This is a genomic window from Nonomuraea cypriaca (assembly GCF_015645445.1).
Classification (GTDB): domain Bacteria; phylum Actinomycetota; class Actinomycetes; order Streptosporangiales; family Streptosporangiaceae; genus Nonomuraea; species Nonomuraea cypriaca.
In genome coordinates this window covers 25,304-35,623 of record NZ_JADOGI010000105.1, presented here as the reverse complement: position 1 = coordinate 35,623, position 10,320 = coordinate 25,304, and the positions used below count along the sequence as shown (strand labels likewise).

Here is a 10,320-nt window from a genome sequence, read left to right as displayed (position 1 = left end):
CCGTCCCGCCCGTCCCCCTGTCGCCGCCGACCTCGTCGCTCGCCGCCGCGCATCCGGCCGCGGCGAGGAGCACGGCCAGCATGAGCGGGAGAGAGCGAAGCACTCTGTTTCCTCCATGTTCGGAGTGGTTACATACGTGTTAGGTACATGCATTCATGTTATGCACACCTGTAATTTGTAGGTCAACGGAAAACTCCGTAACGCATACGTAACACAACGGGGAGGTGAGGCGTGCGGCTTCACCTGCTGGCGCTTCTGGCCAAGGAGCCGGCCCACGGCTACGAGCTCAAACAGGCGCTCGAGCAGACGTTCGGCAGCGCCTACCCCTCCCCCAACATCGGCCAGATCTACGTGACGCTCGCCAGGCTGGAGAAGGACGGCCTGGTCAGGGCGGTGGACGTGGAGCAGACCAACCGGCCCAACAAGAAGGTCTACTACCTGACCGCCAAGGGCCGCGACGTGCTCACCACCTGGGTCGACGAGCCGACCGAGGGCCCCAGGGTGCGCGACGAGTTCTTCATGAAGCTGGTGCTCGCGCCGCTCACCGGCATCGCCGACCGGATGGCGCTGATCAACCGTCAGCGCCGCCACTACCTGTCGCTCATGAGCGATCTCAACGACCTCCTCGCCCGCACACCGCCGGGCGACCGGGTGGCGCTGCTGCTCATCGAGGGCGCCATGCTGCACCTGCAGGCGGATCTTGACTGGCTGGAGCGGTGCCAGGAGGATCTGGCATGAGCCCGGTGGTGAAAACGGTCAATTTGGTGAAAATCTACCAGGGTGGCCCGGTCCCCGTGCCCGCCGTACGGGGGGTGGACCTGGAGGTGGAGCCGGGGGAGTTCGTCGCGATCATGGGGCCGTCCGGCTCGGGGAAGTCCACGCTCGTCCACATGCTGGGCGGGCTCGACACCCGTACCAGTGGGGAGATCTGGCTCGACGGCAAGCGCGCGGACACGCTGTCGGAGAGCGCGTGGGCGCTGCTCCGCCGCAAGAAGATCGGGTTCGTCTTCCAGTTCTTCAACCTCGTCGCCAACATGACCGTCGGCGACAACGTCGAGCTGCCCGCGCTGCTGGCCGGGGTCTCGCCCAAGGTGGCCCGCGAGCGCAGAGAGAGCCTGCTCGGCGCGCTCAACCTCACCGACCGCGCCGACGCCGCGCCCGCCCAGCTCTCCGGCGGTGAGCAGCAGCGGGTCGCGCTGGCCAGGGCACTGGCCAACCAGCCCAGCCTGCTGCTGGCCGACGAGCCCACGGGCAACCTCGACAGCCGCAACACCCGTGACGTGCTCCGCCTGCTCAGCGAGGTCCACAAGGAGGGGCAGACGATCGTCATGGTCACCCACGACGCCCGCGTGGCGAGCCTGGCCGACCGGCTGGTGTCGCTGTTCGACGGCGAGATCGTCGACGACGGCCGCATCGCCCGCCGGCGCACGGGCACCGCGGGCGAGGTGATCGACCTCCGGTGAGCGGCGTACCGATGGACACACGCGGCCTGACGGGGTGGCGGCCAGTGAGCGGCGGACCGATGGGGTGGCGGCCGTGAGCGCCGGGCCGATGGACACACGCGGCCCGGCGGGGTGGCGGCCAGTGAGCGGCGGGCCTATGGACGCACGCGGCCCGGCGGGGTGGCGGCCGTGAGCGCCGCGCTGGCGGGCAGCCGCTGGATCAAGGCCGACCTGCGGGCCAGGAAGGGCCCGGCGGCGCTGACGGTGCTGCTCGTGGCCGGGATCGTGGCCGCGCTGATCACCGGCGCGACGCTGCTCGAGGACGGCACCAACCCGTGGCGGAGCCTGTTCGCCCAGACCGACGGGGCCCACGTCTGGCTCCACACCGGCGACAGCCCGCGGGTGGCCCTCGGCGACATCGGCGGCGTGACGGGGATCGCGGGCCCCTACCGGTCGGCTCCGGTGACCGTGGCGCAGGACGGCAGGAAGGAGCCGGCCGCGCTGCGGGCGATGTCGGCGGCCCCGCCGGGCGTGGCCCACCCGCTGGTGGCCGAGGGCAGGTGGCTCGACGCCGGCCAGCCCGACGGGGTCGTGGTCGAGCGGTCGTTCGCGGCCGCGCTGCGGCTCAGGATCGGCGCGCCCTTCACGATCATCGCGCTCAGCGGCGAGCGCCACACCCTCTACGTACGCGGCCTCGCCGACTCCGCCGAGCAGGGCTTCTACCCCCGGTGGACGCCCGGCCTGGCCTACGTGCTGCCGGCCATGCTCGACCGGATCGAGCCCATGCTCGGCCGCAGCGAGTGGGTGACCGGGCTGCGCCTGGCCGACCCCGACGCCACGCAGGTCGTCTCGCAGCGCGCGGTGGTCATGCTGGAGGACGAGTTGCAGCGGGTCTACACCTGGCGCGAGGTCAGGGCCGCGATGGAGCTGGACAACCGGCTGCTGGGCACACTCCTGGCGTTGTTCGGGGTGGCCGGTCTGGTGGCCGCCGCGCTCGCGCTGGCCAACGCCGCCGGCGGCCGGGTGCTCGGGCAGCTCCGCGACCTGGCCACGCTCAAGTCCATGGGCTTCACCCGGGGCCAGGTCGCGCTGCTGCTGCTGATCGAGCACGGCGCGCTCGGGCTGCTCGGTGTCGCGCTCGGCGGGCTGAGCGGCTGGGGGGTGATGGCGGCGGTGCTTGGCGCCACCTCGGTGGCCCCAGGGCCCGTGCTGGCCATCGTCGGGGGCACCGCCCTGGTCGTGCTGGCCGCCGTGGGGCTGCCCGCGTGGCGGGGCGGCCGCACGCCGCCGATCCCCGCCGCGCCCGCCGCGCCGCCGCGCGGCCACCTGTCCAGGCTGGCCAGGCTCGCCCTCCTCGTACGCCTCCCGCCCGCCCTCGTCCTCGGCACCAGAGACGCCTTCACCAGGCGGGCACCGGCGTTCCTGACGGCGTTCGGGCTGGCCGTGCCGATGATGATGATCACGATCGGGCTCGGCGTGTGGGCCACGCTGGACAACTTCCTCAGCCATCCCGAGCAGGTCGGCCAGCACGCCTCCCTCTACGTCAGGCCGGGCAAGCTGGAGCCGGCCGACGCCCAGCGCATCGCCGAGCGGGACAAGGACGTGGCCGCGGTCTATCCGGGCACCGAGGTGAACGCGCTGGCGCCCGGCGAGGCCCGCTCGGTGCGGGTGCGGGCCATCGGCAGCTCGACGGAGCCGTACCCGTACCCGGTGGTGGAGGGGCGTACGTACGGGGGTCAGGGTGAGGCGGTCGCCGGGCAGGGGCTGCTCGACCTGCTCGGGATCGAGATCGGCGACCGGGTGCGGCTGACGGTCGGAGGCACGCCGCTGATCGTCAGGGTCGTCGGCAGGACCGTCGAGCCCGACCTCGACGGCGAGATCATCTCGGTGGGGCTCGACAGCCTGGCGGCCAAGGACTCGGTGCCGCCAGAGTTCTACGCGCTCGCGCTGAAGGCGGGAGCCGACCCGGCCGAGGTGCGCGGCCGGCTGCTGGCCCAGTCGGGCGAGAGCCTGGACGTGCAGGCCGCGGTCAACCCGGCCGACCGGCTGGCGATCATCAGGGTGGTGATCGTCGCGCTGATCGCCGTGCTGACCCTGATCGGGCTGGCCAACCTGCTCACCGCCAGCGCGCTCGGCCTGCGCGACCACGCCTTCGACCTGGCCGTGCTGAAGGCCATGGGGCTGACGCCGCGCCAGGTCATGGCCACGCTGGTCACGGGCACGGGCCTGCTGGTCGTGCTCGGTGTCGGCGCGGGCGCCGCGGCGGGCGCCTCCGTCGTGACCTGGCTGATCGACCTGCAGGGTCACACGAGCGGCGTGGGCGCGGGCATCGGCAGGCCGCCCTCGGCCCTGACGCTGGCCGTCGCCGTCGTCGTGGCCGTGGGCACGGCCCTCGCGGTCGCGCTCATCCCCGCCCGCCGCGCGGCCCGTGCCCAGGTGCCCGTCACGTCTCGCTGACGGGCTGCTCCGCCTTGCCTGTCACGTCTCGCTGACCGGCTGCTCCGCCTTCTTCAGCGCGAACCAGTAGAACCCGTGTCCGGGCAGCGTGAGCAGGTAGGGCAGCTCCCCGATGGAGGGGAACCGCACCCCGCCGCGCGCCTCGATCGGCGTCATCCCCTCGAACCTGCGCAGGTCCAGCTCCACCGGCTGCGGGAACTTCGAGAGGTTGTTGACGCACAGCATCACGTCGCCGTTCTCCTCGCGCACGTAGGTGAGCACCGAGGGGTTCGACGACCACATCTCCGTGTACGCGCCCACCCCGAACACCGGATGCTTGCGGCGGATTTCCAGCATCCTGCGGGTGAAGTGGAGCAGCGAGCCTTCGTGGCGCTGCTGGGCCTCCACGTTGACCGCCTGGTAGCCGTAGATCGGGTCCATCACGACCGGCAGGTAGAGCCGGCCTGGGTCGGCCGAGGAGAAGCCGGCGTTGCGGTCGGGGCTCCACTGCATCGGCGTGCGCACGGCGTCGCGGTCCTCGAGCCAGATGTTGTCGCCCATGCCGATCTCGTCGCCGTAGTAGATGATCGGCGAGCCCGGCAGGCTCAGCAGCAGCGCGGTGAACAGCTCGATCCGGTCCCTGTCGTTGTCGAGCAGGGGCGCGAGCCTGCGGCGGATGCCCAGGTAGGCCCGCATGCGCGGGTCCTTGGCATATTCCTTGTGCATGTAGTCGCGCTCTTCCTCGGTGACCGTCTCGAGGGTGAGCTCGTCGTGGTTGCGCAGGAAGATGCCCCACTGGGCGTGCTCGGGCAGCTTCGGCGTGAGCGACATGATCTCGGAGATCGGCTCGCGGGTCTCCTTCTTGACCGCCATGTAGATGCGCGGCATCAGCGGGAAGTGGAAGGCCATGTGACACTCGTCGCCGCCCGTGGTGGGGTCGCCGAAGTATTCGACGACGTCCTCCGGCCAGCCGTTGGCCTCGGCCAGCAGCACCCGGTCCGGGTAGAGGCGGTCGACCTCCGCGCGGACCTTCTTCAGGTAGGAGTGCGTCTCCGGCAGCCCGGCGCACGCCGTGCCCTCACGCTCGAACAGGTAGGGCACCGCGTCCAGCCGGAACCCGTCGATGCCGAGGTCCAGCCAGAACCGCAGCACCTCAAGCATCGCGTCCTGCACCGCCGGGTTGTCATAGTTGAGATCCGGCTGGTGGTGGAAGAAGCGGTGCCAGTAGTACTGCTTGCGCACCGGGTCGTAGGTCCAGTTGGACTCCTCGGCGCCGATGAAGATCACCGGCGCGTCGGGATAGGACCCCGGGTGGTCGGACCACACGTAGAAATCGCCGTACGGCCCCTCGGGGTCGTGCCGGGACGCCTGGAACCAGGGGTGCCGGTCACTGGTGTGGTTCATCACCAGGTCGGTGACGATCCGCAGGCCCCTCTCGTGAGCGGCCTCGATCAGTTGGACAAAATCCCCCAGATCACCGAAATCAGGGAGGATCTTCATATAGTCCGAAATATCGTAACCGCCGTCGCGCAGCGGCGACTCGTACAGCGGCAGCAGCCACAGGCAGTCCACGCCGAGCCACTCGAGGTAGCCAAGCTTCTCGATGAGACCGCGGAGATCGCCGGTGCCGTCGCCGTTGGAGTCCTTGAACCCCCGTACGAGAACCTCGTAGAACACCGCCCGCTTGTACCAGGCTGGATCCTCCGAGACGAACGCCTCGGAGATCGGCTCCGGTATTGGGGATGGGTTGATCATATGTCGCTCACAGGAAGAGATGTGGGCAGGACGAAGTCACCGGTTGCCCCGGCGCTGTTATCTGGTGACCGCGCCGCCTGGAGTCGTCATCCCTGCGAACTCCATGCCCTAGAACGAGACTGGATTTGTGATCCGGTACCCGTTTGTGCGGCGCTTACGGGCCGAACACTACCAGCCCGTTGGCTTTCCGGAACCCGCTTCTGCTGTGCGACCTGTAATACCCGTGAGATCGGTACGTAATCGCCCTGTTACCCAGAGTTCACTAAAAAGGTGCGTCCACATCCGCGAGGTCGTTCTCGAAGTCGCTCAACCATAGCCCGAACAGCACCAATCCGCGCACCCAGAACCGGTCGTTCCAGCCGGTGAACCGGGTCAGCGCGTCAGGTCCGCCCGCGACCACCTCGTGGAGTTCGTCCGACAACAATCCGGGCACCCGGCTCACTACTGTTTCCAGCATACGGTGCGAATAATTTCGGGCGGCCGCGGCCGTGGAACGCAGCGGCACCCGCTGCAGCGGCTGCTTGACGACGTTGGTGGAAGGCAGCGCGGCCACCCGCGGATTGGCCGCGTGCAGCACCTCGCGATAGAACCGCCCCTTGTCCTTACGGGCCACGCCCACCGACAGCGCCGCGTCGAAGAACTCCGGATGAATGAACGGCGCCGCGAACGACGCCTCAGGCCCCACCAGGTTGACCGCCGAGCGCGCGATGCCGCGTACCGTCCTGGTGTGCAGCACCGACAGCGGCAGCTCGGCCCGGTGCCCGTGGAGCATGGAGGTGGCGGCCGCGAACTGCTCGCGTACGGTCTCCTCCATCCACTGCGCGGCGGCCTTGGACAGGAACGGCTGGCTGGGCGCCCCCAGCGACAACGAGCCGAGCACGGCCGCCGAGCGCTCGTCCTGCGTCCTGGCCTCCAGAGCGGCCCCGCTGACCATGAAGTTCTTCAGCAGCGGCCCGCCGGCCAGCCCGTCGATCAGGATCCGGCCCGAGCCGTGCACCTCCTTGGCGAAGGGCGCGTACCAGGCGTGGTGCGGCGTCAGGTATTCGAGCCTGCGGGCCACCTCGGCCGCGTCCCGCGGGTAGTCGGCGGCGTCCTGGAGGATCACCCGGTGCGGGATGCCCAGCTCCTTGGTGATCGCCCTGGCGAAGGCGATGTCGGTGTCGGTGCCGTCGTCGGGACTGGTCGTCCACGACTCGACGTCCGCGTCCATGGCCTTGGCCACGCTCGCCAGCAGCCGCGAGTCGTAGCCGCCGCTGACCGGCACGAGCAGCTTGCGCCCGTCGTAGCCGGCGTAGACCCGGTGCAGCAGTTCCACGATCTCCTCCGGGCTGGTCCACGCCTCGTAAGGCTCCGTACGGAGCCAGCGCGGCAGCCTGCGCTCGGTGGACACCCGGTCGTGCTCGAACACCAGCGCGCTGGACCCGGGCAGCCGCTTGACCCCGGTGTACGGCGTCGCCTCACCCAGCGGGAACGTCACCTGCAGGATCGAGGCCCACGCCGACCAGTCGATCTCGATCGGCACCAGGCTCAGCAGCGGCTGGATCAGGGATGAGAAGTAGACCGCGTCGCCCTGGCGCACGTAGTAGACGTCCACCAGCCCCAGCGCGCCCGCGTGCAGCACGATCCGCTTGCCGTCACCGATCAGCCCCGGAGTCTCGTACGTCTCCGCGACCGTGATCCACTCCTCGGCCGCGGCCGGCCTGCGCTCACCCCAGGAGAACGCGAACGAGCCCTCCGCCCGGTGGTAGGGCGGCAGCGGCGTGGAGCTGAACAGCGCCGCCTCGGCCGTCTGCAGCGCCGGCCTGACCCGTGGGCCCGCGGCGGTCAGCTTGCCGACGATCGCGGTGTCGATCCGGCCGAGAGCGCCGCAGATGTAGGGTCGCACGTTGAACTGCACCGGATCTCATCCCTTCGAGCCGCTTCCGGCAAAAGAGTATCCTTTGCCGGGCCAAGAGAGCGGAGGACCGGTTTGTCGACTGAGCTTGAGAGCACGCGTCGGGCACTGCGAGAGGCTGTCGCGCAGGCCGAGCGCGCGGCCGAGCTGGCCAGGCTGCTGGATGCCGCCCAGGCCAGACTGGCCGCCGCGGAGCAGAACGCCGAGGAGGCCAAGGCGCTGGCCGAGCAGCTGAGCGAGACCGAGGAGCGGCTCGCGGCCGAGCAGGCCGTCGTGGAGAAGCTCCGCAAGGAGGCGGCCGAGCAGCGCTACCAGGCCGAGGTGGCCAACTGGAAGCTGTCCTCCATCAAGGTCGCCCGATGGAGCAGGCTCGGTGACGCCATCAGGACCGGCAAGAGCAACCCGGTACGGCTGGCCAAGGGCCTCAGAGGCGCGGCCAAGCCGGTCAAGCGGCCGGTCGCGCCCAAGCGCAAGCCGGTGGGCGCGGGCAAGGCCAAGGACGAGCGGCCGGGGGCCGCGTTCCAGGCCACGACCACCACGCGGACGCTCGGTGGCGCCTCGTTCAAGCTCAAGCCGTTCCGGGTGCCCACCGGGCCCAACACGCGGCCGCACCTGACGGCGGCCGTCATCGCCGACCCGCACGTCGAGGCGCTGCTGCGCTACGAGTGGCGGCAGACGACCGGCTTCACCCCGCGCGACTTCGCCCGGGTGCTCCCGCTCGAGGTGCCCCACCTGCTCGTGGTCGAGTCCGTCAGCCAGGGGCCGTGGGCCGCCGAGATCACCGGCGAGCCGGGCGACGGGCTGCGGGCGCTGCTGGCCTGGTGCGCCGAGCGCGGCATCCGCACGGTCTTCTGGCACACCCAGGGCGACGTGGCCGACTACGCCGCCGCGGCCGAGCTGTTCGACCACCGCTACACCAACGACCTCACCGTGGCCTGGCCGAGGCTGCAGTTCGGGGTGCAGCCTCGGGTGCACAACCCGCTGCCGCTCGCCGGCGGGCGCATCGACCGGGTGCTCACGCTCGACCAGCTCCTGCCCGATCACCTGACCTATCCCGACGTGCTGACCTCCTACCGCTGGGCGGCCGCCGCCGACTGCCCGCCCGGCACGCCCCAGTGGCGGCTGGCCGAGATCGCCGCCTGCGGCACGCCCATCGGCACCGAGCCCGACACGCGGCGGGCGCACGTGGCGCTGCGGCGGGCGTACCAGATGGGGACGATGACCGAGCGGATCGACGAGATGCTGGACGCGGTCGGGCTGCCCAGCGCGCGTGCCACGCTCAACACCTCCGTGCTGCTGCCGATCCTCGACCCGTTCCTGATGGAGCACGGGCTGGCGCAGGTCGCCAAGCAGACGGGGGTGGCCCAGCTGATCGTCATCGGCCCGCCGGAGGCCGAGCTGCGGGCCCGCGACGTGCTGCCGGACGTCGAGGTCGTCTACCGGCGCCCCGACCCCTCGATGACCGAGGGCGCGATGCTCAACGCCGGCATCGACCTGTGCGAGGCCGACCTGGTCGCGGTCATGGACCCGCGCGACGTCTACGGCATCCACTACCTGTCCGACCTGCGGCGGGTCTTCCTCTTCAGCACGGCCGACATCGTCGGCAAGGCCGCCTTCTACGCCCACCTCCGCAAGCCGCAGGCGACGCTGCTCAAGCAGCCGGACGCCGAATACTCCTACATCCCGGAGATCGTCGGCGCGACGCTCCTGGCCCGCCGCAACGTCCTGCGCGAGCTCCGCTTCGCCGACCTGACGGACGGGTGGGACGAGGTCATGATGCGGCAGTGCCGTACGGACGGGATCAAGGTGTTCTCGGCGGACCGGTTCGGCTACGTCCGCGTACGCGACGAGGACCGCTGGCTCCTCGGCGCCGCCCACCTGGTCGAATACGGCTCCGCGGAACCCCACGCCCTCATCTGACCGCCGCGTTACGCTGAGGCCGTGAACGTCACCTATGAGCACTATCCGGAGCTCCACCAGCTCATCGAGCGGTTGCGCCCCGAGCAGGCGGAAGAGGTGCGAAACCACGTGCTGCGTCTGGTGGAGCCCCAGCGTGGCGGGCTGCTCGGCACCGTCGACGGGCCTGACGACGACCTGGGGACATGGCGGACGGCTTGACGCCGTCGCGGTTGGCGGAGGTGCTGGGGGAGGAGCCGGCGCCGGAGGGGGAGTGGGCGCGGGAGGCGGGTTACGTGTCCGCGGCGGCCCTGCGGCGGCGGGTGCCCGCGGATGAGCTGGCCGGACGGGTGCGGGCGCTGGACGGGGTGTCGCGGGTCGAGGTGCGGGAGAACGGGTTCCTGCGGATCGTCGTGAGCGTGCCCGGCGAACTGCTTGCCACGCTGGAGCCGATCGACGTCCCCGAGCCAGGATGGCCGGACTTCCCGCGCACCTGGGACAACCCGGGATTCGTGGTGCGGTACGCCCACGCTCGGGCCTGCGCCGTGCGGCGGTGGGCGCGGGACCTCGGGGTGCCGTCCAGCGGGTTCCGGGCCGAGCTGCTCGACCATCCCCTCGATCGGCGGGTGCTGCGCGTGCTGGCCGAGCTGCCGGGGCGGCGGAGGAGCAGGGAGCCCGGGTGGGAGAGTTACCTGCCGCGGCTGGCGCTGGCCTATCACGACGCCCATGAGCGGGCGCCCGCGGTGCCCGTCGGGGACGAGGAGCCCGGACCGGTTCACACGGCGCGGCTGCGGCTCGCGGAGGCGGTGCGGATGGTGCTGAGGGGACCGGATCGGTTGTAAAGGTAACAAAATATCCGGCCAAACGACGAAATATCGTAAAAATATCCCTTATTGG

Annotated in this window: 8 protein-coding genes; 6 read left to right on the top strand and 2 right to left on the bottom strand. The window is 70.6% G+C overall.

What is annotated here, in order from left to right; translation table 11 throughout:
• Positions 1–231 precede the first annotated feature (231 nt).
• The 3 genes from ITP53_RS30155 (at position 232) to ITP53_RS30145 (ending at position 3,899) form a co-directional block, all read left to right on the top strand.
• Positions 232–738, top strand: a complete 507-nt coding sequence (locus ITP53_RS30155) for a PadR family transcriptional regulator (RefSeq protein ID WP_195898842.1) — start codon at positions 232–234, stop codon at positions 736–738.
• Positions 735–1,463, top strand: coding sequence for an ABC transporter ATP-binding protein (locus ITP53_RS30150; RefSeq protein WP_195898841.1), 729 nt, complete (start codon positions 735–737; stop codon positions 1,461–1,463). Before ITP53_RS30155 ends, ITP53_RS30150 begins: the two co-directional genes overlap by 4 nt.
• Before the next feature lie 168 nt (positions 1,464–1,631).
• Positions 1,632–3,899 (top strand): FtsX-like permease family protein, encoded by a 2,268-nt coding sequence (locus ITP53_RS30145; protein ID WP_195898840.1) that lies wholly within the window; start codon positions 1,632–1,634, stop codon positions 3,897–3,899.
• 21 nt (positions 3,900–3,920) lie between these two features.
• Here ITP53_RS30145 and treS read toward each other — a convergent pair whose 3' ends face one another.
• Both treS and ITP53_RS60495 read right to left on the bottom strand, forming a co-directional pair.
• Complete coding sequence (treS, locus tag ITP53_RS30140) at positions 3,921–5,633, bottom strand: maltose alpha-D-glucosyltransferase (RefSeq protein ID WP_195898839.1); 1,713 nt, start codon at positions 5,631–5,633, stop codon at positions 3,921–3,923.
• Positions 5,634–5,895: 262 nt separating this feature from the next.
• On the bottom strand, positions 5,896–7,530 hold the full coding sequence (locus tag ITP53_RS60495; protein WP_195898838.1) for an asparagine synthase-related protein: 1,635 nt from the start codon (positions 7,528–7,530) through the stop codon (positions 5,896–5,898).
• 72 nt (positions 7,531–7,602) lie between these two features.
• Between ITP53_RS60495 and ITP53_RS30130 the strand changes: the two genes are divergently transcribed.
• The 3 genes from ITP53_RS30130 to ITP53_RS30120 are packed head-to-tail and all read left to right on the top strand — an operon-like array spanning position 7,603 to position 10,265.
• Positions 7,603–9,447 (top strand): hypothetical protein, encoded by a 1,845-nt coding sequence (locus tag ITP53_RS30130; RefSeq protein WP_195898837.1) that lies wholly within the window; start codon positions 7,603–7,605, stop codon positions 9,445–9,447.
• 21 nt (positions 9,448–9,468) lie between these two features.
• Positions 9,469–9,645 carry a hypothetical protein gene (locus ITP53_RS30125; RefSeq protein ID WP_195898836.1) on the top strand — a complete coding sequence of 59 codons (177 nt, stop codon included), beginning with the start codon at positions 9,469–9,471 and terminating at the stop codon, positions 9,643–9,645.
• On the top strand, positions 9,630–10,265 hold the full coding sequence (locus ITP53_RS30120; RefSeq protein ID WP_236051330.1) for a DALR anticodon-binding domain-containing protein: 636 nt from the start codon (positions 9,630–9,632) through the stop codon (positions 10,263–10,265). The genes ITP53_RS30125 and ITP53_RS30120 overlap by 16 nt, the downstream gene beginning before the upstream one ends.
• The last annotated feature ends 55 nt before the right edge of the window (positions 10,266–10,320 follow it).

Excerpts from the sequence above, each read along its gene's own strand:
- ITP53_RS30150 (WP_195898841.1), top strand. The coding sequence starts at position 735 with ATGAGCCCGGTGGTGAAAACGGTCAATTTGGTGAAAATCTACCAGGGT.
- treS (WP_195898839.1), bottom strand. The coding sequence starts at position 5,633 with ATGATCAACCCATCCCCAATACCGGAGCCGATCTCCGAGGCGTTCGTC.
- ITP53_RS30120 (WP_236051330.1), top strand. The coding sequence starts at position 9,630 with ATGGCGGACGGCTTGACGCCGTCGCGGTTGGCGGAGGTGCTGGGGGAG.